The organism is Vibrio azureus, assembly GCF_002849855.1.
In the GTDB taxonomy this organism is placed as follows: Bacteria; Pseudomonadota; Gammaproteobacteria; order Enterobacterales; family Vibrionaceae; genus Vibrio; species Vibrio azureus.
On the sequence record NZ_CP018616.1, the window covers coordinates 2,865,927 to 2,889,747 of the forward strand.

Below are 23,821 nucleotides of genomic sequence, written 5' to 3' on the forward strand. Positions count from 1 at the left end.
TGTTGAGTATATCTTGATAATCATGTCATGAGTATGAATTTACCAATCAAAAAGAGCAGCGGATGCTGCTCTTTTGGGGGCATGATTCGAGATTGAGAATCAATCGTTGTGCTTTTTCTCAAGGCGAATGTATTTTTTCTCAGCACATTCCTGCGTACGTGCCTTTTTCAGCTCGGCATATTTCACTTTTTGTGCAGGTGTTAATACGCTAAGCAATTTATGTTTTTTCTCCAACAATGCGACGCGACGCTCGGTTTGCTTTTCAACCATTTCTTTAGCAAGCTTGTTCGCCGCTTCTTTATCAAAGTTGTCTGCCAACACAAGAGCTTGCACTTTCTCGTTGTGAGTTAAACGTGCTACCTTTTTTTCTTCCAGCTTGGCAAACTTTTGTTTCTTTTCGAGTTTGCTGAATTTACGTAATTCTTTTATCTGTTCTTTTTGCGCATCAGTTAAATCAAGCTGCTTCAAAAGCGCACGTTCTTGACCCATGCACTTGTCACCTGAATGCGCTTTACCATCAGAAGCAAATGCACTTGCTGCACTCAAAGTTAAAGGTAGAACCATCGCCGCTAGTACAAATTGTTTGGTCGATTTCATAATTAGATTCCTTACACAGGTTAGTGATTCATCTGAGCTGCTCTCACAGCGCTTGAGTGTAGAATAAAACCTGTTAGGTAAAGCAACGTATAGAAAGCGTAAAGAATCGTAAAGAATCGCTTGAGATACCCTTGCTCACACAAGATAAGATGTAAGATTAAACAAAAACCACTCGATTATGGATATGACAATGGCAAACATTCTCTTAATTGATGATGATATAGAACTCACTGGCTTGCTAAAAGAAGTGCTCAGCTTTGAGGGATTTTTGGTTACCGAAACCAATGATGGCCAAGCCGGGTTGGCTGCACTCAATGCCGATATAGACCTCATCTTACTTGATGTGATGATGCCCAAACTGAATGGGCTAGAAACACTGAAACGTCTACGAGAGCAATGGGACACCCCCGTACTCATGCTGACCGCAAAGGGAGAAGAGATTGACCGAGTCATAGGTCTAGAACTTGGCGCTGATGATTATTTACCAAAGCCATTCAGTGATCGCGAGCTGTTAGCCCGTATTCGTGCCATTCTTCGTCGTACAAGCAGCAATCAAAAAAGCAGTAAAGATAGCGATTGTGTCGAGTATCAACAGATAAAACTTTATCCAGGTAAGCAAGAAGCTTACTTTGAGCAAACATTACTCGATTTAACCACCACCGAATTTGCCCTGCTGACGCATTTTTTACAGCACCCAGGTCAAGTGCTTACCAAAGAGACGTTGAGCATCGAAGTACTTGGGAAACGCTTAGCCGCCTTTGATCGTGCGATTGATATGCATGTCTCAAATTTACGCAAAAAACTCCCAGAGCAAAATAACGGCAAACCGCGCATCAAAACGTTACGCGGACGCGGCTACCTGTTTGTTGAGGAGGACTAATGCGCCAATCACGTTTTAGCTTGCCACACCTAAACAGTTTATACGGACGTATTTTTGCGATTTTTTGGCTCACCATGTTTTTGGTTCTCATCGCAGTTTTGTCACTGCCCCATCTTGACCCTCGTAAAGTACATGATATCCCACAATCTCAGCAACAGACCTTACTGGAGATTCGCAATAACCTAGAAAAACAATATCATGGTCAAACAAACCTCGGCAAAATTCTCTTTGGTATCGAAGGGATACGACACAATAAATACCCTCTGCGTCCACGCCTATTCTTTACTGATCATGAAGGCACGATTCTCAGCACTGCCAAACACAAAGAGTTCAAGCTTCGTGCTCTGAAAAATTTTGTCACGCTCAGCGAAGATATCTCTCGCCCAACCCAAAAATTGTATGGCCGCTACATGTTGGCAGGACCAATCCCCATCACACTGGCGAACTCTGATTTACTGATGTACGTCGGTTTTAAATGGAATGAACCGCCTCCATTTATGCTGCGCTTATTTGACCATCCTGTACAGCTCTTATTAGCGATTATGCTGGCCAGTACACCTTTGCTTTTGTGGCTCGCTTGGGCCCTCAGTCAACCCGCTCGCCGATTAGAAGCAGCAGCAAAGAATGTAGCTAGAGGGGCGTTTATTATTGATCCCAAATTAGAAAGGGGCACGACAGAGTTTCGTCAAGCAGGTGCGAGCTTTAATCAGATGGTTGAAGCAGTGAATCAAATGATTTCAGGTCAGCAGCGTCTGCTGTCTGATATCTCTCATGAGTTACGCTCCCCCCTGACACGATTGCGCATGGCCAACGCATTAGCAACACGAAAACAAGGGGAGAGCCCTGAACTGACTCGTATTGATACCGAAGCCCAGCGCCTTGAACAAATGATCGCTGAGTTACTGACACTCTCGCGCAGCCAAGTCGACAGCCATTTAACGCGAGAAACACAACCTCTTTCCAGTTTATGGGAGGAGATCCTTGAAGATGCTCAATTTGAAGCCGAACAAATGAGCAAACACCTCCGCTATACCCCTCTTCCCGAGCGAACGATCTCCGGGAACCCCAAGCTGCTAATGAGCGCAGTGGAAAATATTATTCGTAACGCTATTTACTATGGTAAAGACGAGGTAAAGATCGAAATTACCGATTCTCCTGAACGATTAAGCATCGTGGTTGATGACAATGGTGAAGGCGTCCCAGAGCAAGAACGTGAGGCCATTTTCCGTCCATTCTACCGAGTTTCAACCGCTCGAGACCGACACTCTGGAGGCACAGGGTTAGGCTTAACCATTACCGAGAGTGCCATTCGCCAGCATAGCGGAACCATTCTTGCTTCAGAGAGCCCGCTTGGTGGCTTACGAGTCACGGTGACCTTGCCTTTGCTCAGGTAAGAGTTAGGCAAATAAAGGTTATCTTGCTACTTATGATGGCTGGCCGTTTCTCACGTCACATCTTCTCAAGTGGAAAGTTCTCAAGTAGAAAGTTCTCAAGAGAAAAGTGGCTAGCCATCGGAACTCAACTCTGGTTGCGTCTATACCCGACGCCCTAACTGCGTATATACTGCTGACCTATTTTCACTCAATCGATGACCAACCATGTTTGATATTGCTCTATATGAACCAGAAATTGCACCTAACACAGGTAATATTATTCGCCTATGTGCTAATTGTGGTGCCAACCTCCATTTAATTGAGCCACTTGGCTTTGATCTTGAAGAAAAAAGAGTTCGCCGAGCTGGGTTAGATTATCGTGATTTAGCCCGCGTGACACGCCATAAAAACTATCAAGCTTTTCTGGAATACTTACAGCAAGAAAAACAAGGTAACTTTCGCCTGTTCGCTTGTACAACCAAAACGACAGGTCATCATGTTGATGCTACCTATCAACCTGGTGATGTACTCATGTTTGGCCCTGAAACGCGCGGCTTACCTGCAGAAGTGATTGATAGCCTACCCATGGAACAGCGTATTCGTATTCCCATGATGCCTGATGCTCGCAGCCTCAATTTATCCAATGCCGTCGCAATTATAGCCTTTGAAGCATGGAGACAAATGGGCTTTAACGGCGCGGTCTAAACCGTTATTACCTCACCCATCTCTTTCGTTCTATGCATAAAAAAGCCCAATCAAGTGAATTGGGCTATTAATGAACACTCAGCAAGCTCCGTTGAGATTAAAGTCAATTGAGCTTGTTTCGATCATCATCGTCTTTACGTTCATATTCCCCTTCAAATGTCTTCCCTTGTTCGGAGTGACTATCGAATGGGCCATGATTTGAATAGCCAGCATGAAAACCACCATTTCCCATTGGCTTAAGCACGACTTTTGCCATGAGATACTTGGCCATCATTGCTCGAGGTGCAGGTAATAACATCGTCATTCCCAAAGCATCGGTCAGAAAACCAGGGGTTAAAAGTAACACTCCCGCAACCGCCAACAATACACCTTCGAAAATTTGCTGAGCAGGCAATTCACCTTGCTGTAAGCGAGTCTGAACAGACATCAATGTTTGCAAACCTTGGCTACGAACCAAAGAAGCACCAACAAAAGCGGTAATCAAGACCAGTCCAATGGTTGGCCAAAAGCCCAAAAAGCCGCCCACTTTAATAAACAAACCAATCTCAATAACTGGGACAAGAATAAAAGCCAATAATAAAATAGGAAACACACTCACTCCTTTGTTTCGATATACCTCTGCCAATTCAAGTTGTTACTCTGGATAGCGCATGCTGTTGATGCATTGAACGCCTCTAAAGCCCCTTGAATGCAGTCGCTTGAGTACAGTGTAATGGCAAACCTCTACTTGGCTCAAATAAACCTCACTATGATCCAAATCATGGCAGCAACGAAATTACTTTGAGCGCCCACCTCATCAGTTTTCTCTTCAAATAAACCCTGTTTATATATTGCAAAATATCGTGGTTAAAATAACAAGAAAAGTGATCCACTTACTATTTTTATACGCAAACTGCAGTATTATGTACCGCATTAAGTCAGGACGGATTTTCCAGCCAAATACTCTGATGAACGGACTCTCAACTGCAGATGTGGCTAAAAAACACTCTTTATATCAGAATTACCATCTAAGGATCCTGTTATGGCTACACTATCTGATGCTCCACAAACAGCACATCAAGCCACACGAATTGAGGAAGACCTGCTCGGCCAACGTCATGTTCCAGCTGATGCTTACTATGGCATCCATACTCTGCGTGCGATAGAAAACTTCAACATCTCAAGTACCACCATTTCAGACGTTCCTGAATTTGTACGTGGCATGGTCATGACCAAAAAGGCTGCTGCACTGGCCAATAAAGAGCTCGGAGCCATCCCTAAAGACGTCGCTGATTACATTCTTCAAGCGTGTGATCTTATCCTTGAGACAGGCAAATGTATGGACCAGTTCCCATCAGATGTATTTCAAGGTGGAGCTGGCACTTCTGTCAATATGAACACCAATGAAGTGATTGCCAACGTCGCGCTTGAACTGATGGGCAAGGAAAAAGGCCAATATGAGTTCATCAATCCAAACGATCATGTCAATAAAAGCCAGTCGACCAACTGTGCTTACCCAACAGGATTTCGTATCGCGGTTTTCAACAGCGTACAACAGTTGATGGAAGCAATTGAATATCTAAAAGGTGCCTTCGAACTGAAAGCATCTGAGTTTAAAGATGTTCTTAAAATGGGACGTACCCAGTTGCAAGATGCAGTGCCAATGACGGTAGGTCAGGAATTCCACGCTTGGGCCGTGACACTAAACGAAGAAATTCGTGCACTCGATTACACGTCTAAACTGCTACTCGAAATCAACCTGGGTGCGACCGCTATCGGTACAGGCCTGAATACACCAACCGGTTACCAAGCTTTGGCCGTCAAACACTTAGCAGAGGTAACAGGCCTAGACGTTGTTCCTGCTGAAGATTTGATCGAAGCAACCTCTGACTGTGGCGCTTATGTTATGGCACACGGCGCACTTAAGCGTCTAGCAGTCAAACTTTCAAAGATTTGTAATGACCTTCGTCTACTTTCTTCAGGTCCACGATCAGGTCTTAACGAGCTGAACTTACCTGAAATGCAAGCTGGCTCTTCGATCATGCCAGCAAAGGTTAACCCTGTTATTCCAGAAGTCGTCAACCAAGTCTGCTTTAAGGTACTCGGTAACGACAATACCGTCTCTTTCGCAGCAGAGGGTGGGCAACTTCAGCTCAACGTTATGGAACCTGTGATCGCACAAAGCGTCTTTGAATCGATCTCTCTTCTTCACAATGCGTGTGTTAATCTGCGTGATAAATGCATCGATGGTATTACCGTCAACAAGGAGATCTGTGAGAACTACGTTTACAGCTCCATCGGAATCGTCACATACCTTAACCCGTATATCGGTCATCACGAGGGGGATATTGTCGGCAAGATCTGCGCAGAAACAGGCAAGAGTGTCCGTGACGTCGTTCTCGAGCGGGGCTTATTAACGGCTGAAGAACTCGATGACATCTTATCAGTCGAAAACTTTATGCACCCAACCTACAAAGCAAAACGTTACGATTAAGTGCACACAACTTAGGGCTCCCAAGGGGGCCCTTTTTTAGGCCGCACACTTAATCCCTTATTTTTTAAGTGGTTTATATTTTCTCAATGTGAGTCTACTTTTCTGAATATTTGTTTCATCCCTCAGTGCCTACAAATTCAAGTATTCAAAAAATCAGAATCTTAAAACTCAAGAGGTAATAATCTATGGTCATGGTCGAACTCTTTGTGGTTCTCTTCTTCATTTATATTGGAGCAAGAATTGGCGGTATCGGCATTGGTTTTGCGGGTGGTGCAGGTGTTGTTGCGTTATCGCTCATTCTGGGTGTCCCAACCAGTCAATCTTACATTCCGGTTGATGTTATTTTGATCATTATGTCGGTCATCACGGCGATTGCGGCGATGCAAGTGGCAGGTGGTCTCGATTGGATGGTTCAAGTCGCCGAAGATTTTTTACGTCGCAACCCTGCCAGAATCACCTTCTATGCACCCATTGTGACTTTTCTTATGACGCTTCTCGCTGGTACTGGGCATACCGCATTTTCAACCCTACCAGTCATCGCAGAAGTTGCCAAAGGTCAAGGTGTCCGGCCTTCTCGTCCGCTATCGATTGCCGTCGTTGCTTCACAGATTGCCATCACAGCCTCTCCTATCTCTGCCGCTGTCGTGGCCTTTGCTGCAATGTTGGCACCATTTGGAGTGGATTATCTCACCTTACTTGCCGTGTGCATCCCAACGACCTTTATCGCCTGTATGATCGGTGCATTCGTCGCAAACTATATGGGTTCAGAGCTAAAAGATGATCCTGAGTATCAAGAGCGTTTAGCAAAAGGCCTGATCAAACTTAACACCGAATCTAGACGCGAAATCTTGCCCACCGCGAAAAAAGCCACTTTTATCTTCCTCGCAGCGATCGCGTTTGTGGTGTGTTATGCCGCCGCTATTTCAGGCTCAATCGGCTTAATCGAGAACCCTGCTCTGGGTCGTAACGAAGCCATCATGACCATCATGCTGGCCGCCGCGACTGCTATCGTGATGTGTTGTAAAATCGATGCTGACAAAATTCCTTCAGCGGCCACGTTTCGTTCCGGTATGACCGCATGTGTCTGTGTACTTGGTGTCGCTTGGTTAGGCTCAACTTTCGTTAACGCACACGTTGATGGCATCAAAGAAGTCGCTGGAACATTATTGGCAGATTATCCTTGGATGCTGGCTTTAGTTCTTTTCTTTGCCTCAATGTTGCTTTACTCACAAGGCGCAACAACCGTCGCTTTAATGCCGGCAGCACTTGCCATTGGCGTAGCTCCATTAACAGCAGTTGCCTCCTTTGCTGCGGTCAGTGCGCTGTTTGTTTTACCGACTTACCCAACGCTCCTGGCAGCAGTTGAAATGGATGATACAGGTTCAACCCGTATTGGCCAGTATGTTTTCAACCACCCATTCTTCATTCCAGGGGTGACCACTATTAGCTCAGCGGTGGCATTAGGCTTTATATTTGGAAGCTTTATTCTGTAAGGCTTTCTTGATTTGATTGGGGAGCGACAGCTCCCCTTTTTTTATCTTCAAATAATTTACTGAACGAGAAATAACCACAAAGATGAAACTAATTCAATCACAAGCCTGTCTGATTAGGTTAAACTGACAACAAATAATTAAATTCAAACGAAGTTCTTATGCGTGCATTATTTTCTGTATTACTCTTGGGGCTCATGACCTTTTCAACGCCCACGCTAGCCCTGTTTGGTGACCAACAAGGCAGCAGTACACCAACCAGCAGCTTTACCAACCAAAACGATGGTTTTGTCTCTGTTGAACAAGCATTTTCATTTAACTTTTATCAACAAAATCAGCAATTGATGCTCGATTGGCAAGTAAAAGAAGGTTATTACCTCTATCAAGAGCGTCTATCGTTTACGAGCGAAAACGTGACTCTCGATAGTATCGAAATGGAGGAAGGTACCCCACACAAAGATGAGTTCTTCGGTGATGTACATATCTATAGTCAACCGCTTTTCGTTAATCTTAATTTATCTAACTGGCAGCCTGAAGCTCGTGTTATCGTTCAGTATCAAGGCTGTGCGAAAGCAGGTTTTTGCTATCCACCAGAAACTCGTATCATCCCGATTAGTGCGTTCAAGGCCTCTGAGGTCGCCACTCAGAAAGCGTCTTCGACTGAAGCATCAGTGCCCTCCGCCAAACCAGCAGAGGTGAAGCCAACCACTCCATCATCGGCAACGACAACGCCCTCTGAAACGGGTACCCAACAAAACAGTCTTGCTGCAAATTTAGCGGATAACTGGTGGACTCCACTGCTCTTTTTAGCCCTGGGTGTAGGCCTCGCTTTTACTCCATGCGTTCTACCTATGTACCCGATTTTAACCAGTATCGTTCTTGGTAGCGGCAAGCTCAGTCAACGCAGAGCACTAGGACTTTCATTCCTTTATGTTCAAGGCATGGCTCTCACCTATACGTTACTTGGCTTGGTTGTCGCCTCTGCTGGTATTCAATTTCAGGCGGCGATGCAGCACCCTTATGTGTTAATTGGCCTGAGCGTGCTATTTGTTACTCTGTCTCTCTCAATGTTTGGTTTGTATAACTTGCAACTGCCAAGCAGCATTCAAACTTGGCTCAATAACCTAAGCAACAAACAACAAGGTGGTAGTGGTGCAGGTGTCTTCGCTATGGGAGCCATTTCTGGATTAGTCTGCTCCCCTTGCACAACCGCCCCACTTTCTGGCGCGCTGCTTTACGTTGCACAAAGTGGCGATCTTATCACTGGTGGTGTCGCTCTTTACGCTCTTGCCATGGGTATGGGTATCCCACTAATTCTAGTTGCTGTGTTTGGCAATAAGTTGCTCCCAAAAGCCGGAGGATGGATGGACAGAGTCAAAACACTGTTTGGCTTTATCTTACTCGCTGCCCCTATTTTCCTGTTGGAGCGCATTTTGCCCGAAGTCTGGTCGACAATCTTGTGGTCGGCGTTAGGCTTCGCCGCTTTCAGTTGGCTGTATCATATAAAGAACAGCTTTGAATTTGGCGGCTGGAAACAAAGCGCAGTCGGAATCGTTGCCGTCCTTGGGCTGTTTGCTTCAGCGCAACCCGTGTTTAATTATTGGTTCCATTCCACTTCTGCTATCTCGTCAGAAACCATCAAAGTCGAATTTATTCGCGTGTCTAACATCGCTGAACTAGAACATCAGTTGACGTTAGCCAAACAAGCTGGAAAGCCTGTCATGTTGGATTTTTACGCCGATTGGTGTGTGGCCTGTAAAGAATTTGAAAAATACACCTTTCATGATCCCTTAGTTGAAAAGAAGCTGGCTGAGTTTGTGCTACTTCAAGCCGATGTAACCAAAAACCAAGTTGAGGATATCGAGCTTCTTAAACATATGGATGTACTAGGTTTACCGACGATTGAGTTTTGGAATGCGAATGGCGAACCGGTACCTGAAGCTCGTTTAAGCGGCTTCATCCAAGCCACCCCTTTCCTTCAACACATTGATCAATTCTAAACCAACGAATTGATACTCTTACTGCGCCAGTACCTAATCACTGGCGCACTCGTAACCGTTCATCTCTCCTTAGACATCCATTTCATATGCGTTTTTTTTAATAAAAGTCGATTTGGTTCAGAATTTTAAATCCTGATTATTGTTCGCTCCCCTAAAAGGTGGACAATAATTCAAATAACTAAATAGTCAAAAAAGTGTATTACGTCATGGACTCGACCTACACCATCATCATTGCCGATGATCACCCCCTTTTTCGCAATGCTCTCTTTCAATCCGTACATTTAGCCGTCAGCGGAGCCAACCTCCTTGAAGCCGACACTCTGAATACTTTGCTTGATCTACTAGAAAAACAACCCGAGCCAGATCTGGTATTACTCGACTTAAAAATGCCCGGAGCCAACGGCATGTCAGGTCTTATCCAGTTACGCGCAGATTACCCGCACTTACCTGTTGTGGTTGTTTCTGCCAGCGAAGAACCCAGTGTCGTCACGCAAGTGAAAAGTCATGGAGCTTTCGGTTTTATTCCTAAATCCAGTGATATGCGTCAGTTGGTCAATGCCCTTAACCAAGTCCTCAACGGCGATCCCTATTTCCCTGCCGATTTGATCACCAACAACGAAGTTTGTAATGATTTAGCCGATAAGTTGGCCGCACTGACTCCCCAGCAATATAAAGTCCTCAGTATGCTGTCGGATGGATTACTCAATAAACAAATTGCTTATGAGCTGCACGTATCAGAAGCCACCATCAAAGCTCATATGACGGCTATTTTCCGCAAACTTGGGGTAAAAAACAGGACACAAGCGGTTATCCTTTTACAGCAAATGGAGCCAGAACTTTGAGTCTAACTCAATCACTTCCTAAAATGATTTGAGACAAGGTTGAGTTATTGACCTTAAATAAATGACATAAAACTCAGTAATTGACGTTACAGGTTAAAAGCTGCACCATGGCGCTTTTTATGTATCGATTCATCATTTATACAGGAAGGTCATACTTTGCTCAGTATTCTCATCACCCAATTCGTTGTTCTGTGGGCCGTCATTGATCCTGTCGGTTCTGTACCTGTTTACCTCTCCCAAACTCAGCACCTATCCGCTAAGCAACGCCAACTTGTGGCCCTCAAAGCCGTTGCGATCGCGATGGGTGTCTTGCTGTTTTTCTTAATTGCAGGCCAGCTCCTTCTAGAAGCAATGCAAATCCCCCTTCCGGCCTTCCAAGCCGCTGGTGGACTCGTGCTACTGCTGTTTGCCTTAAGTATGATTTTTGGCGAGAGCAAACCGGAACAAGAACAAAAATTGAGTGAAGAAGTCAGTCATTCCGATTTGGCTGACCTTGCTGTCTATCCGCTTGCCATACCGTCGATCGCTTCGCCTGGCGCCATGATGGCAATTGTGATGCTGACAGACAACAATCGCTACTCGGTTATCGATCAAGCTATGACGGCAGGCGTGATGTTGGCGGTGTTACTGGTAACGTTAATATTACTTCTAGGCGCCAATACCATTCAAAAAATCATAGGCAATGTCGGAGCCGCCATCATCAGCCGCGTTATGGGTCTAATACTTGCCGCTGTTGCACTGAATAATTTACTGCTTGGCATCAAAGAATTTTATATTAACTGATAAATATTTTAGACCTTTGGCTAACATCACAGACGATTCACATCGTTCTTATCGCTCTTTTCTTACTCAGCGCCCTTGATAGGGCGCTTTTTCGTATTTTCTTATCCCGACTAAAGTTGAAAAGTATTCTGTTTCCTATCTTGATAACGTAAGTGAATGAAACATTTCATTAACAATCAATGTAAATCGTAAGGAGACGGTATGGCATTTGAAGATAAAGAAAAAGCAAAAGCCTATTGGGATAAAAATGTCAAACTCATGATCACACTCATGACCATTTGGTTCGTCGTATCATTTGGCTGCGGTATTTTATTTGTCGATCAGCTTAATCAATTTCAGTTAGGTGGGTATAAGCTTGGATTTTGGTTTGCTCAGCAAGGTTCAATCTATGCTTTCCTAGGCATTATCTTTTATTACGCATGGAAAATGCGTCGTATCGATCGTGAATTTGGCGTAGACGAGTAGAGGCATTAACATGGATCTAAAAACAATTACTTACCTAGTCGTTGGTGCGACGTTTCTGCTCTATATTGGTATCGCTATCTGGGCGAGAGCTGGATCAACCAAAGAGTTTTATGTCGCGGGTGGTGGGGTTAACCCGATTGCTAATGGTATGGCAACAGCGGCTGATTGGATGTCTGCGGCGTCTTTCATTTCAATGGCCGGCTTAATCGCCTTTATGGGTTACGGTGGCTCTGTCTTTTTAATGGGTTGGACAGGCGGCTATGTTCTCCTTGCCCTATTACTTGCTCCCTATTTGCGTAAATTCGGTAAATTTACCGTACCAGAATTTGTCGGTGAACGTTTCTATTCCAAAGCCGCACGCATTGTCGCTGTCGCTTGTTTGATCATCGCCTCAGTCACTTATGTTATAGGGCAGATGAAAGGGGTTGGGGTTGCCTTTGGCCGTTTCCTTGAGGTGGACTACGCAACAGGACTGCTTATTGGTATGTGTATTGTGTTCATGTATGCCGTTATGGGCGGCATGAAAGGCATTACCTACACCCAGATTGCTCAATATTGCGTACTCATTCTTGCTTACACTATTCCCGCAATTTTCATTTCTTTACAGCTGACTGGGCACCCTCTACCTCAAATTGGCTTAGGCAGTACCATCAATGGGACCGATGTCTATCTGCTAGATAGGCTCGATCAAGTGGTCACCGAGCTTGGGTTTAGTGAATACACCACACAAGTGCGTGGCGACACATTAAATATGTTTGTGTACACCTTATCGTTGATGATAGGTACCGCAGGCCTGCCTCACGTTATCATCCGTTTCTTTACCGTGCCTAAAGTTCGAGATGCAAGAACTTCAGCTGGTTGGGCGCTCGTTTTTATTGCGTTACTTTACACCACTGCCCCCGCTGTTTCTGCTATGGCTCGCCTTAACCTGATGGACACAGTGACACCGACCCCTGGTCAGCATTTAGCTTATGATGAGCGTCCAGATTGGTTTAAAAATTGGGAAAAAACGGGCTTACTTGGCTTTGATGATAAAAATGGCGACGGTTTGATCGAATATACGTCGAATCCTGCCACTAATGAACTAAAAGTCGATCGCGATATCATGGTGCTGGCTAACCCAGAGATTGCACAGCTCCCTAACTGGGTCATCGCTTTAGTCGCGGCTGGAGGATTAGCTGCAGCACTCTCCACGGCAGCAGGCTTGCTCCTAGCGATTTCGTCTGCCATCTCGCATGATCTGATAAAGGGCGTAATTAATCCAAACATTTCCGAAAAGAAAGAGTTACTTGCCAGTCGAATATCGATGGCGGTCGCGATTGCGGTGGCGGGTTACCTTGGCTTAAATCCTCCCGGCTTTGCTGCTGGAACCGTTGCCCTAGCCTTTGGTCTAGCCGCATCATCCATTTTCCCCGCCTTAATGATGGGTATCTTTAGTAAGCGGATTAATAAGGAAGGCGCCATTGCTGGTATGATTGCAGGCATTACTCTGACGCTGTTCTATGTATTCCAGCATAAGGGGATTTTATTTGTTGCCGATTGGACTTTCCTACAAAGTTGGGGGAAAAACTGGTTCTTTGGTATTGAGCCCAACGCGTTTGGTGCCATTGGTGCTGGATTTAACTTCCTCGTCGCTTTTGCGGTTTCAAGAGTCACTGCAGAGACACCACAAGAAGTGAAAGATCTTGTCGAAGAAGTACGTGTGCCTGTAGGCGCAGGTGGTGCAATCAGTCACTAAACCTCAATAGACAGCATAAAGCCCCAACTCGGGGCTTTTTGTTGCTATCGTTCGCGGTGATATCCCCCCCCAACAAAACATGAGTAAAAGGAGTTCCGCATGTTCAAAAATAAACACGTCATTATCGCCTTACTGGTTGCGCCACTGCTTTCTGTCATCGCTTATTTTGGTATTGACCTTGCTTTGAGTGAAAAACCGCATGCTGCCCAAGCTGGACAGAGTTATAAATTAGCCAGTCAATCTAACTGTCGTTACACCAGTGGGCTATGTGATATGAAAAATGGCGAGTTTAAAGTTCGCTTTCGCTCAGAGAAATTGACCGAAGATCAGCTACAACTCTCTTTAAGCACAGATTACCCTATCGAAGGAGTGAAACTGTCCATCGTCGATGATCCAGACCATCAGCCACTCCCCATTGAGATGACTAAAGCGGATAGTAGCCACCAGCAGTGGTACGTTACCCTCAACAAGCCTCAATCAGCAGCAAGTTTACTCCGTGTCGTCATTCAATCAAATGGCACACTCTACTACGGAGAAACACAAACCCCTTTCGTCAAATATGAGACATTATTTACTGAAGAAACCGAGAATTAAAGGCTCACAAAGAGCCTCAAACTATTTGATTCAGTAACGCACGTAATTTGAGAGGTTTAACGGGCTTAGCAACAAAGTCAAAGCCGTTCGCTTTAATCCCATCAACCACTTCATGGGTCCGATCTGCACTGATTATCACCCCTTTGAAACGATGACCTAAACGTAGACGGCACTGCTGTAAGACTTCTAAGCCAGTCCGTCCATCATCCAAACGATAATCTGAAAAAATCACATCTGGAATCCATTCATCATCAATCATTTTGAGGCTTTCAACAATATCGCCAGCCAGACGGGTATCACACCCCCAGCGAGAGAGTAAATTGTCCATACCCACCAAAATATCAGGCTCATTATCGACACACAGTACTCGTAAATGACTCACATTCGATGACTCACGTTTTGACTCTTGAATGAGCTCAAGTTGAATCTTTTCTGCTTTGTCCAAAACAATGGAAAACACGCTGCCTTGACCAAACCAAGAGCGCATTGAAATTTGATGCCCTAATACTTGGGCAATGCCCTTTGAAATCGCCAGTCCTAAACCTAGCCCTTGATCAGAGCGTACTTGAGTGCCTCGGCTGAACTCTTCAAAAATCTCTTGTTGTTTTTCTTGTTCGATGCCCATGCCATTATCCCAAACATCAATACGAACTTGACCCTTAATACGCCGAACACCTAAAACAACCTTCCCTTTCGGCGCATAACGAAACGCATTGGTTAAGAAGTTCTGTACAACTCGACGTAATAATTTGGGGTCAGACTTCACCATCAATGAGGAAGACACCATTGAAAATTGAATATTTTGCTGTTTGGCCAAAGCACTGAACTCAGCGTGCAAATTCGCCAAAACATCATTGATGGCAAAACCATAAGCATGCACATCTAATTTGCCCGACTCCAAACGAGAAATATCCAGCAAATCACCAATCAAATCTTCCGCGGCTCCTAACGCACTCTCGATATGCGAAGAAAGTCGGTGAACTTCACCATCCTTAGCCACTTCCGATAATGAGGAGGCAAATAAACGCGCGGCGTTAAGCGGTTGCATCAGGTCGTGACTTACGGCGGCAAGGAAACGAGATTTAGATTGTGACTCTTGTTCAGAACGCTGCGTTGCAATCACCAGTTGTTTATTCAGTGCTTCCAACTCATGAGTACGAACTTGTACACGTTCTTCCAAGGTTTCATTGGCCTCTTTCAACGTTTGTTCCGCTTGACGGAAAACCGTGATATCGGTAAAGCTCATCACAAACCCTCCACCTGGCATCGGATTACCTTGCACCTCAATCACACGTCCATCAGGTCGAATACGAGAGGAAGTATGGCGAGTACCTTTTTCTAAATGCTCTACCCGCCGGCGTACATGCTGCTCAGGATCGCCCGGGCCACACAAGCCTTGCTCAGCATTGTGTCGGATCACTTCAGCAATAGGGCGGCCGACTTGAATCAGGCCCGGAGGAAAAACGAACAATTCAAGATAACGCTGATTCCACGCTACCAGTCTAAGTTGCTTATCCACGACCGCGATGCCTTGACCAATGTGTTCTATCGCACCTTGCAGCAGACCTCGGCTAAAATCGTACAATTCCGAGGCTTCATCGACTATCGTCGCGACCTCTTCAAGCCGCATGTTTTTTCCCTGCAGAGCAGAAGTAAGTACTAACTTAGAAGAAGAGGCTCCAAATACACCAGCGAGCACGCGTTCAGTGTGACGAATTAAACTCGACGGAGCTTGCTGGCTAGATTGGAGGATCTGACCATGTTCCTTCCAATAGGTTTGAAATGCTGACTTCATACGCTCTCGGCCCACAAAACGAGAAGCCAACATTTCCAATTCATTCACCGTCACTCGACTTTGATACAGGCTAATATTTTCACTTTCCGCTAAACCGATACCAATAAAAGAAGCAGATTGTAAGCGCTCACTTACACTTGCCCTTGTCATTAAAGACACGATGATAAAACACAGTGCATTCGCACCAACACTCAGAATCATTCCCCAATCCGAACAAGCGATATCAAAACCTGCAAGCCATTCAGGAGGGGTGATTAACCAGATTAAGCCATTATTTTCAGCTTCCCCCACCAGCATATTTGCTTGGTTGAGCAACGTAATAAGCCACAAGGTAAAACCGACGAACAACCCGAAGTAGACACCTTTTTTATTACCTTGACGCCAGTACATCCCGCCAATCAATGAAGGAGCAAACTGAGTGATCGCAGCAAAGGACAGAAAGCCAATCGTAGACAGTGAATGAATACCATCTAGAGCCTGATAAACCAGCCATGCTCCCAAAAGCAGTAATAAAATTAAGCCACGGCGAATTCGTAGCAGCAGATCTGAAATATCATGATGGCTGTGCTGAGACAGTTTGAAACGGCGCAAAATAAGAGGCATCACCAAATCATTAGACACCATAATCGCTAGTGCAATCGTTGATACAATAACCATCCCACTGGCCGCTGATGTCCCACCTAAAAAGGCCAATAAGGCAATATGATCCGCACCAACGGCCATCGGCACACTGATCACGTAATTCTCAGCTAAGTCAGGGGCTAACAGACTTTGCCCGACCCAAGCGATAGGAAGCACAAAAGCCCCCATCAATACTAAGTACAAAGGAAATAACCAACGCGCAACATGGAGATCTTGAGGTCGTTCATTTTCAACCACCATGGTATGAAACTGACGCGGTAAACACACGATAGCTAAGGCGGTTAAAACAATATGAATCATCAAGGTAGCCACGTTAGGCGACTGATAAGTTTGCGTGGCGACCTCCGCCAAATTGATACTGTCGGTGTTAAAGGCTAGCCAAACAATAAACACTCCAACCACTAAAAAAGCCACCAATTTAAGCACCGATTCAAAGGCGATCGCCATCATCATCCCACGATGATGTTCCGTTGTATCAATATGGCGAGTACCAAAAAGCATGGTAAACATCGCCATTGCCCCGACCACAAACAACGAAATACGGCCTTCTTGGTACTGTTCATGATTCACCAACTCAGGCGCAATCATTTCTAGCCCCATGGTGATACCGCGCAATTGTAGGGCGATGTATGGCAGGATCCCAGCAACCGCAATTAACGTGACCACAACCGCTAACCCCTGAGATTTACCGTAGCGCGCAGCAATAAAATCGGCAATCGAAGTGATATGCTCGCGCTTAGCAATTAAGATCAATCGCGCCAGCACACGCCAACCTATAGTGAAGACTAAGATAGGCGCAATATAAATGGGTAAAAAAGACCAAGGATTGACACTGGCCTGCCCCACCGTGCCGTAAAAAGTCCATGACGTACAATAAACCGCTATCGATAGGCTATAGATCCAAGGCCGCCAACCTGATAACCATTGTTTATTCCTATCACCATACCAAGCAATTAAAAATAGAACTCCCAAATACACTAACGAAACGGGAACCACCAGCCATCCTTGCATGCGCTTTCCTTGCTCATTTTTCTAATAAAAAACCTCCCCAGACAGGAGAGGTTTCATTTAACACTGCTTTGTTGATTGATACAAAAGTTAGTCTTTTATACTGGTCACAGAAGTAGGATTATCTGTTCCCTGAGAAGGTTTAGATAAGTCAACAATAGAGTAATCCTTCCTCTGCGGCTCTAACTTAATCATTAACGCCAAGCCACCCATCGCTGCCATCAACCAAAAAACGTTCCCTCCCCATGACTCATACAGTCGACCACTTAAAATCGTCATCAAAGCAATAAAGCCACCCAGTGGAATGGCGTTATACAGAGCTTGTAACACAACCACTTTGTTTTCTGCTGCACGCTGGATATATTGAATTGCCGCGATATGTGCAACAGCAAAGGTAACCCCATGAAGGAGTTGTACCAACACTAAGACCCACATTGCGGTACTCATTGCCGTCATCCCCCAACGCAATATCACACCAAACGCAGCCATAATAAATAGGCTTCGTATGGACCAACCAGAAAATAGACGTTTGCTCAAGGCAAAAATAGCGACTTCAGCAGCAACACCTAAACTCCAAAGATAGCCAATCACTTCTGCGGAAATGCCTGATGCTTGCCAGTAAATCGCACTAAAACCATAGTAAGCTGCGTGGCTACCTTGAATGAGGGCCACTAAGCATAAAAACTTGACGGTCGCACGATCGCTTAATAACGCCAACAAACTTGGTCGTTGTTGGAAATGCTGGCTCTCTGTGACGGGCATAGGATTAACAAGGCGCATGGCTAACACAAACGAGACCAATAATCCGAACATGGCGGTATACAAAATCATGTCAGTGCCATAAGCCGTGATCAAATAACCCACCGCAGTAGAACCCAAAATGAAAGCAATGGAACCCCATAGTCGTGTTTGGCCATAATCTAGCATTTTCAAGCGAGCATAGTAGTTCGCCACCGCATCAGATACAGGGACAATCGGTCCACAACAACTGTTAAACAAAATGGTGACCACCGCCATAAGCCAAAAGTTACCGCCGACCAGAAAATGGCAACCAACAAAAATCAACGCCAGCACACTGAAACAACGCAAGGCTGGTAATAAGTGTTCAACTTTGTGCAACCTTGGGGTTAAGGTCAAATTAGCCACACAGCGGGTGACTAAACCCAGCCCAACGAGCAGACCAATATCCGCAGGTGAAACACCCTGCTTCTCAAACCATAGAGACCAAAATGGCAGGTAAACGCCATAAGCAAAAAAGAACCCAATAAAGTATTGAGAGATCCAACCATAAGGTGAGGGAGTTAACATCAAAGACGTCCTAACATTGACAAGCAAACACCACACTTTGTGCGGCAATGAATTATGAAGAGTGTATTTAATTATGAAGACTCTATCGCGTATAAAAAGCGAAGTGTTGGCAACATATTGTTTCCATGGTGGAAATATAAACGCAGTTGAGCCTCCTTACTGAACACAGCCCCTTGAAGTCACTTGGGTATACATATTCTCAAAGGTCTCTAGCTCATCGCTCCTTGGTATCTCTCGTAAACAAAGGCTTTAGACCCACCTCCCATAATTACTTTTATCTCAGCCAAGTTTCTGTATACATATCACTCTCATCCTAAAGTCTAATTGTATAACTCAACACAGTAACGGACAGTGAGCAGCACAACGTCATGAATTTATCTAAGTGATTTAAGGCGTCACTTAGAAACAGCTTACAAGGCACAAGGGAGAGAAGCCATGAGTGAAGCTCACGTTTATCCGGTAAAAGAGAATATTAAGAACCATACCCATGCGGATAATGATACTTACCTAAACATGTATCAGCAATCAGTTAGCGATCCTGAAGGTTTTTGGGGTGAGCATGGAAAAATCGTTGATTGGATTAAACCATTCACTCAAGTCAAAAATACGTCTTTCGACACCAGTCATGTTGACATTCGATGGTTTGAAGACGGCACACTTAATGTCTCAGCCAACTGTATTGACCGCCACCTTGCAGAACGTGGAGATGACGTGGCCATCATATGGGAAGGTGATGACCCGCAAGATGACAAAACACTGACCTTTAAGCAACTTCACCAAGAGGTATGTAAATTTTCAAATGCACTTAAAGAGCAAGGCGTTGCTAAAGGTGATGTTGTTTGCCTCTACATGCCGATGGTACCTGAAGCCGCCATCGCCATGCTCGCTTGTACTCGTATTGGTGCGGTTCATACTGTCGTCTTTGGTGGTTTCTCACCAGAAGCCTTATCTGGCCGCATTATCGACTCAGATGCAAAAGTGGTGATTACCGCAGACAAAGGTGTAAGAGGCGGTCGCGCTGTACCATTAAAGAAAAATGTCGATGAAGCACTGACTAACCCTGAAGTACACACCATCAAAAAAGTTATCGTACTAAAACGCACTGGCGGTGACATTGATTGGCATGAGCACCGTGACGTCTGGTGGCACGAAGCAACGGCAGTGGTTTCAGATGTGTGTCCACCAGAAGAAATGAAAGCAGAAGATCCGCTGTTTATTCTTTATACTTCTGGCTCAACAGGTAAACCAAAAGGCGTCTTACATACCACTGGTGGCTATCTCGTTTACGCAACCATGACCTTTAAATATGTCTTCGACTATCAACCGGGAGAAACTTTCTGGTGTACGGCGGATGTCGGTTGGATAACGGGCCATACCTACCTTATTTACGGACCTCTCGCCAATGGTGCGAAAACAGTTCTGTTCGAAGGCGTGCCGAATTATCCAAGTACTGCTCGTATGAGTGAAGTGGTCGACAAACATCAGGTGAATATCCTTTACACAGCACCTACTGCAATCCGAGCACTGATGGCCAAAGGCAACGAAGCCGTTGCTGGAACCACACGCTCAAGCCTACGTATAATGGGTTCTGTCGGTGAACCGATTAACCCTGAAGCTTGGGAGTGGTATTACAAGACCATTGGTAATGAAAAATCCCCGATTGTGGATACTTGGTGGCAAACTGAAACGGGTGGCATCCTAATTGCTCCTTTACCAGGTGCAACCGATCTAAAACCAGGTTCAGCAACTCGACCATTCTTTGGTATTCAACCCGCCTTAGTCGATAACTTAGGTAATATTATTGAAGAGACCACCGCAGAGGGGAATTTGGTTATTCTTGATTCTTGGCCGGGCCAAATGCGTACCGTTTATGGTGATCATGAGCGCTTTGAGCAGACTTACTTTTCAACATTTAAAGGTATGTACTTTACCAGTGATGGCGCACGTCGTGACCAAGATGGGTACTACTGGATAACAGGCCGAGTCGATGATGTTCTCAATGTCTCGGGTCATAGAATGGGCACAGCAGAAATAGAGTCTGCGTTGGTTGCACATAATAAAATTGCAGAAGCGGCGATTGTCGGCATTCCTCACGATATCAAAGGCCAAGCCATTTATGCCTACGTCACCCTAAATGATGGAGAATTTCCATCGGCTGAGCTGCACAAAGATGTTAAAGACTGGGTCCGCAAAGAAATTGGCCCTATCGCCACACCGGATGTGTTGCACTGGACCGATTCATTACCAAAAACTCGCTCAGGAAAGATCATGCGTCGTATTCTGCGTAAAATTGCCACAGGTGATACCAGTAATCTCGGTGATACCTCGACACTTGCTGATCCAAGCGTGGTTGAAAAGCTGATTGCAGAAAAAGCAGAGCTCGCCTAGTGATTCACCTGATAAACGCTTGATTTTGAGCCGCCTATGCATGGGCGGCTTATTTTTTAGTCGTCAAATTTCGGCAACCAACTTCTAGAACATCCTCTCATTTTTGTTCACTTCGTTGCACAAACACGACAACAATCAGGGTGATTAGACCAGTAATTTGCTGCTAATTGCTGTGAATTAGCTATAATCTTGGTCTATTTTTTAGAATTTGTGCGGTTTCAACAGAAAAACCGTTGCGAATTATCGTATATTTGGGAATATTAACGCTCTACTCACGATATAGGAAGATAGCAACACAATGTCTGCAAAGTCACGGATTCTTGTCCTAAACGGACCAAACCTTAACCTATTAGGTCTACGCGAGCCAACACATTATGGTCACCGTACCCTAGCACAGATTGTTGCGACTTTAACTGAGCAAGCTCACAGCTCGGGATTCGAACTAGAGCATCTTCAGTCAAATCGAGAGTACCAATTAATCGAAGCCATTCATGCCGCTCATGGCAAGGTGGACTTTATTATCATCAACCCAGCAGCTTTTACTCATACAAGTGTCGCGCTGCGTGATGCATTACTTGGTGTCGCTATCCCATTTATAGAAGTACACCTATCGAACGTTCATGCACGTGAGCCATTTCGTCATCACTCTTATCTGTCTGATAAAGCAGAAGGCGTGATCTGTGGCTTAGGCGCACAAGGCTATGAGTTCGCTCTGTCTGCAGCGATAGCAAGATTGCAGATAAAATAGGCCACATGCTCTGCAGCCTGTAGGGTTGTCTTAATCACAAGATAAAAGAGAAAGAAAAGATGGATATTCGTAAAATCAAAAAACTGATCGAATTAGTTGAAGAGTCTGGCATTGCTGAACTAGAAATCTCTGAAGGCGAAGAGTCGGTACGTATCAGTCGTAACGCTCCAGCTACAGCAGCACCCGTTCAATATGCAGCAGCTCCTATTGCAGCGCCTGCACCAGCAGCACCTACTGCGTCTCCAGCAGCAGAAGCTCCAGCGGCTGCACCAGCAACACCAGCTGGTCATCAGGTTCTTTCTCCAATGGTGGGAACGTTCTACCGCTCTCCAAGCCCAGATGCAAAAGCTTTCGTTGAAGTGGGCCAAAGCGTAACCGCTGGTGATACTCTATGTATTGTTGAAGCAATGAAAATGATGAACCAGATTGAAGCTGACAAATCAGGTGTTGTCACTGCAATCCTAGTTGAAGACGGCCAACCAGTTGAATTCGACCAACCACTCGTTGTAATCGAATAAGCGAGGCTCGCCTTATGCTAGATAAAGTAGTCATCGCGAACCGAGGTGAAATTGCACTTCGTATTCTTCGCGCTTGTAAAGAGTTAGGTATCAAAACGGTTGCTGTGCATTCAACAGCTGACCGCGATCTAAAACACGTCCTTCTTGCTGATGAAACCGTCTGTATCGGTCCAGCGCGTGGCATCGACAGTTACCTAAATATTCCTCGCATCATTTCTGCTGCCGAAGTAACAGGAGCTATTGCGATTCACCCAGGCTACGGTTTCCTCTCTGAAAATGCAGACTTTGCAGAGCAAGTAGAACGTAGCGGCTTCATTTTCGTTGGTCCTAAAGCAGAGACCATTCGCATGATGGGTGACAAAGTTTCAGCCATCAACGCAATGAAAAAAGCGGGCGTTCCTTGTGTACCAGGTTCTGACGGTCCACTCGACGACGATGAAACCAAAAACAAAGCTCACGCTAAACGTATTGGTTACCCAGTAATCATCAAAGCATCTGGCGGCGGCGGCGGTCGTGGTATGCGCGTAGTCCGTTCAGAAGCAGACCTTATTCAAGCGATTGCAATGACTCGTGCAGAAGCAAAAGCGGCCTTCAATAATGACGTCGTTTACATGGAAAAATTCCTAGAAAACCCTCGTCACGTTGAAGTACAAATCATTGCAGACGGTCAAGGTAGTGCGATTCATCTTGGTGAACGTGATTGTTCTATGCAGCGTCGCCACCAGAAAGTCGTTGAAGAAGCGCCGGCACCAGGTATCACTGAAGAAATGCGTAAATACATCGGTGAACGTTGTACTCGTGCGTGTATCGAGATTGGTTACCGCGGTGCTGGTACATTTGAATTCTTGTACGAAAACGGCGAATTCTACTTCATCGAAATGAATACACGAATTCAGGTTGAGCATCCAGTAACAGAGATGGTGACAGGTGTAGACCTAATAAAAGAGCAGCTTCGTGTTGCAGCAGGTCAACCGCTGTCCTTTACTCAAGATGACATTAAGATCCGAGGTCATGCGATTGAGTGCCGTATCAATGCTGAAGATCCCGAGCGCTTCTTGCCTTCCCCAGGTAAAATTGAGCGCTTCCATCCACCAGGTGGAATGGGTGTTCGTTGGGAATCTCACATCTACACAGGTTACACGGTTCCTCCACACTACGACTCAATGATCGGCAAGCTGATCACATTTGGTGAAAATCGTGACGTTGCAATCTCACGCATGAAAAATGCACTCAGCGAAATGATTATTGAAGGTATTAAAACCAATATTACCCTTCAAGAGTCGATCATGAATGATGAGAACTTCCAACACGGTGGTGCTAACATTCACTACCTAGAGAAGAAGCTAGGCCTTCAATAAGTACTCATTTTCTCTTGTTCAAAATGGGCTGCAACTTGCAGCCCATTTTATTTGTTTTAATACCCAGCCAATCGAAGTTTCACCTACTTAAAGCGCAAATCAAAAACCCCATCCAT

Annotated in this window: 19 protein-coding genes; 15 read left to right on the forward strand and 4 right to left on the reverse strand. The window is 45.2% G+C overall.

Features of this window, described 5'->3' with window-relative positions:
* Nucleotides 1-99 precede the first annotated feature (99 nt).
* On the reverse strand, nt 100-597 hold the full coding sequence (locus BS333_RS13070) for a CpxP family protein (RefSeq protein WP_021710555.1): 498 nt from the start codon (nt 595-597) through the stop codon (nt 100-102).
* 190 nt (nt 598-787) lie between these two features.
* Between BS333_RS13070 and BS333_RS13075 the strand changes: the two genes are divergently transcribed.
* The 3 genes from BS333_RS13075 (at nt 788) to trmL (ending at nt 3,555) form a co-directional block, all read left to right on the forward strand.
* The gene (locus tag BS333_RS13075; RefSeq protein ID WP_033004101.1) at nt 788-1,477 is read left to right on the forward strand and encodes a response regulator; all 690 of its coding nucleotides are present in this window, start codon (nt 788-790) and stop codon (nt 1,475-1,477) included.
* Nucleotides 1,477-2,871 carry an envelope stress sensor histidine kinase CpxA gene (gene cpxA, locus BS333_RS13080; RefSeq protein WP_021710557.1) on the forward strand — a complete coding sequence of 465 codons (1,395 nt, stop codon included), beginning with the start codon at nt 1,477-1,479 and terminating at the stop codon, nt 2,869-2,871. The genes BS333_RS13075 and cpxA overlap by 1 nt, the downstream gene beginning before the upstream one ends.
* 204 nt (nt 2,872-3,075) lie before the next feature.
* Nucleotides 3,076-3,555 (forward strand): tRNA (uridine(34)/cytosine(34)/5-carboxymethylaminomethyluridine(34)-2'-O)-methyltransferase TrmL, encoded by a 480-nt coding sequence (trmL, locus tag BS333_RS13085; protein WP_021710558.1) that lies wholly within the window; start codon nt 3,076-3,078, stop codon nt 3,553-3,555.
* Between the two features lie 103 nt (nt 3,556-3,658).
* Here trmL and BS333_RS13090 read toward each other — a convergent pair whose 3' ends face one another.
* The gene (locus tag BS333_RS13090) at nt 3,659-4,147 is read right to left on the reverse strand and encodes an FxsA family protein (RefSeq protein ID WP_021710559.1); all 489 of its coding nucleotides are present in this window, start codon (nt 4,145-4,147) and stop codon (nt 3,659-3,661) included.
* A 429-nt stretch (nt 4,148-4,576) separates the two neighbouring features.
* Between BS333_RS13090 and aspA the strand changes: the two genes are divergently transcribed.
* From aspA to BS333_RS13130, 8 genes are all read left to right on the forward strand, one after another.
* Nucleotides 4,577-6,028, forward strand: a complete 1,452-nt coding sequence (aspA, locus tag BS333_RS13095; RefSeq protein ID WP_021710560.1) for an aspartate ammonia-lyase — start codon at nt 4,577-4,579, stop codon at nt 6,026-6,028.
* Between the two features lie 185 nt (nt 6,029-6,213).
* Entirely contained in the window at nt 6,214-7,521 is a 1,308-nt protein-coding gene (locus BS333_RS13100; RefSeq protein WP_021710561.1) for an anaerobic C4-dicarboxylate transporter, read from the forward strand.
* A 158-nt stretch (nt 7,522-7,679) separates the two neighbouring features.
* A complete protein-coding gene (locus BS333_RS13105) occupies nt 7,680-9,518 on the forward strand; it encodes a protein-disulfide reductase DsbD (protein WP_021710562.1) in 1,839 nt (612 codons plus the stop codon).
* 206 nt (nt 9,519-9,724) lie between these two features.
* On the forward strand, nt 9,725-10,360 hold the full coding sequence (locus BS333_RS13110) for a response regulator transcription factor (protein ID WP_021710563.1): 636 nt from the start codon (nt 9,725-9,727) through the stop codon (nt 10,358-10,360).
* Between the two features lie 156 nt (nt 10,361-10,516).
* Nucleotides 10,517-11,143, forward strand: a complete 627-nt coding sequence (locus tag BS333_RS13115; protein WP_021710564.1) for a MarC family protein — start codon at nt 10,517-10,519, stop codon at nt 11,141-11,143.
* 201 nt (nt 11,144-11,344) lie between these two features.
* Nucleotides 11,345-11,608, forward strand: coding sequence for a DUF4212 domain-containing protein (locus BS333_RS13120; protein WP_021710565.1), 264 nt, complete (start codon nt 11,345-11,347; stop codon nt 11,606-11,608).
* 10 nt (nt 11,609-11,618) lie between these two features.
* On the forward strand, nt 11,619-13,346 hold the full coding sequence (locus BS333_RS13125; protein ID WP_021710566.1) for a sodium:solute symporter family protein: 1,728 nt from the start codon (nt 11,619-11,621) through the stop codon (nt 13,344-13,346).
* Nucleotides 13,347-13,445: 99 nt separating this feature from the next.
* On the forward strand, nt 13,446-13,940 hold the full coding sequence (locus tag BS333_RS13130) for a hypothetical protein (RefSeq protein WP_021710567.1): 495 nt from the start codon (nt 13,446-13,448) through the stop codon (nt 13,938-13,940).
* Nucleotides 13,941-13,956: 16 nt separating this feature from the next.
* Here the strand turns inward: BS333_RS13130 and BS333_RS13135 are convergent, their stop codons facing one another.
* Nucleotides 13,957-17,388: a PAS domain-containing hybrid sensor histidine kinase/response regulator gene (locus BS333_RS13135; protein ID WP_021710568.1), complete on the reverse strand. Its 3,432-nt coding sequence runs from the start codon at nt 17,386-17,388 to the stop codon at nt 13,957-13,959.
* Between the two features lie 87 nt (nt 17,389-17,475).
* The gene (locus BS333_RS13140; RefSeq protein WP_021710569.1) at nt 17,476-18,693 is read right to left on the reverse strand and encodes a 3-phenylpropionate MFS transporter; all 1,218 of its coding nucleotides are present in this window, start codon (nt 18,691-18,693) and stop codon (nt 17,476-17,478) included.
* A 435-nt stretch (nt 18,694-19,128) separates the two neighbouring features.
* Here BS333_RS13140 and acs point away from each other — a divergent pair, with 435 nt between their 5' ends.
* From acs to accC, 4 genes are all read left to right on the forward strand, one after another.
* Nucleotides 19,129-21,081, forward strand: a complete 1,953-nt coding sequence (gene acs / locus BS333_RS13145; RefSeq protein WP_021710570.1) for an acetate--CoA ligase — start codon at nt 19,129-19,131, stop codon at nt 21,079-21,081.
* Nucleotides 21,082-21,379: 298 nt separating this feature from the next.
* A complete protein-coding gene (gene aroQ, locus BS333_RS13150) occupies nt 21,380-21,829 on the forward strand; it encodes a type II 3-dehydroquinate dehydratase (protein WP_021710571.1) in 450 nt (149 codons plus the stop codon).
* A 59-nt stretch (nt 21,830-21,888) separates the two neighbouring features.
* Nucleotides 21,889-22,347, forward strand: coding sequence for an acetyl-CoA carboxylase biotin carboxyl carrier protein (gene accB / locus BS333_RS13155; RefSeq protein WP_021710572.1), 459 nt, complete (start codon nt 21,889-21,891; stop codon nt 22,345-22,347).
* Nucleotides 22,348-22,361: 14 nt separating this feature from the next.
* Complete coding sequence (gene accC / locus BS333_RS13160; protein ID WP_021710573.1) at nt 22,362-23,705, forward strand: acetyl-CoA carboxylase biotin carboxylase subunit; 1,344 nt, start codon at nt 22,362-22,364, stop codon at nt 23,703-23,705.
* Nucleotides 23,706-23,821: the final 116 nt, after the last annotated feature.

Excerpts from the sequence above, each read along its gene's own strand:
- acs (WP_021710570.1), top strand. The coding sequence starts at position 19,129 with ATGAGTGAAGCTCACGTTTATCCGGTAAAAGAGAATATTAAGAACCAT.
- trmL (WP_021710558.1), top strand. The coding sequence starts at position 3,076 with ATGTTTGATATTGCTCTATATGAACCAGAAATTGCACCTAACACAGGT.
- BS333_RS13100 (WP_021710561.1), top strand. The coding sequence starts at position 6,214 with ATGGTCATGGTCGAACTCTTTGTGGTTCTCTTCTTCATTTATATTGGA.
- BS333_RS13135 (WP_021710568.1), bottom strand. The coding sequence starts at position 17,388 with ATGCAAGGATGGCTGGTGGTTCCCGTTTCGTTAGTGTATTTGGGAGTT.
- BS333_RS13130 (WP_021710567.1), top strand. The coding sequence starts at position 13,446 with ATGTTCAAAAATAAACACGTCATTATCGCCTTACTGGTTGCGCCACTG.
- aroQ (WP_021710571.1), top strand. The coding sequence starts at position 21,380 with ATGTCTGCAAAGTCACGGATTCTTGTCCTAAACGGACCAAACCTTAAC.
- BS333_RS13110 (WP_021710563.1), top strand. The coding sequence starts at position 9,725 with ATGGACTCGACCTACACCATCATCATTGCCGATGATCACCCCCTTTTT.
- BS333_RS13105 (WP_021710562.1), top strand. The coding sequence starts at position 7,680 with ATGCGTGCATTATTTTCTGTATTACTCTTGGGGCTCATGACCTTTTCA.
- accC (WP_021710573.1), top strand. The coding sequence starts at position 22,362 with ATGCTAGATAAAGTAGTCATCGCGAACCGAGGTGAAATTGCACTTCGT.
- BS333_RS13075 (WP_033004101.1), top strand. The coding sequence starts at position 788 with ATGGCAAACATTCTCTTAATTGATGATGATATAGAACTCACTGGCTTG.
- cpxA (WP_021710557.1), top strand. The coding sequence starts at position 1,477 with ATGCGCCAATCACGTTTTAGCTTGCCACACCTAAACAGTTTATACGGA.
- BS333_RS13140 (WP_021710569.1), bottom strand. The coding sequence starts at position 18,693 with ATGTTAACTCCCTCACCTTATGGTTGGATCTCTCAATACTTTATTGGG.
- accB (WP_021710572.1), top strand. The coding sequence starts at position 21,889 with ATGGATATTCGTAAAATCAAAAAACTGATCGAATTAGTTGAAGAGTCT.
- BS333_RS13070 (WP_021710555.1), bottom strand. The coding sequence starts at position 597 with ATGAAATCGACCAAACAATTTGTACTAGCGGCGATGGTTCTACCTTTA.
- BS333_RS13120 (WP_021710565.1), top strand. The coding sequence starts at position 11,345 with ATGGCATTTGAAGATAAAGAAAAAGCAAAAGCCTATTGGGATAAAAAT.
- BS333_RS13125 (WP_021710566.1), top strand. The coding sequence starts at position 11,619 with ATGGATCTAAAAACAATTACTTACCTAGTCGTTGGTGCGACGTTTCTG.
- aspA (WP_021710560.1), top strand. The coding sequence starts at position 4,577 with ATGGCTACACTATCTGATGCTCCACAAACAGCACATCAAGCCACACGA.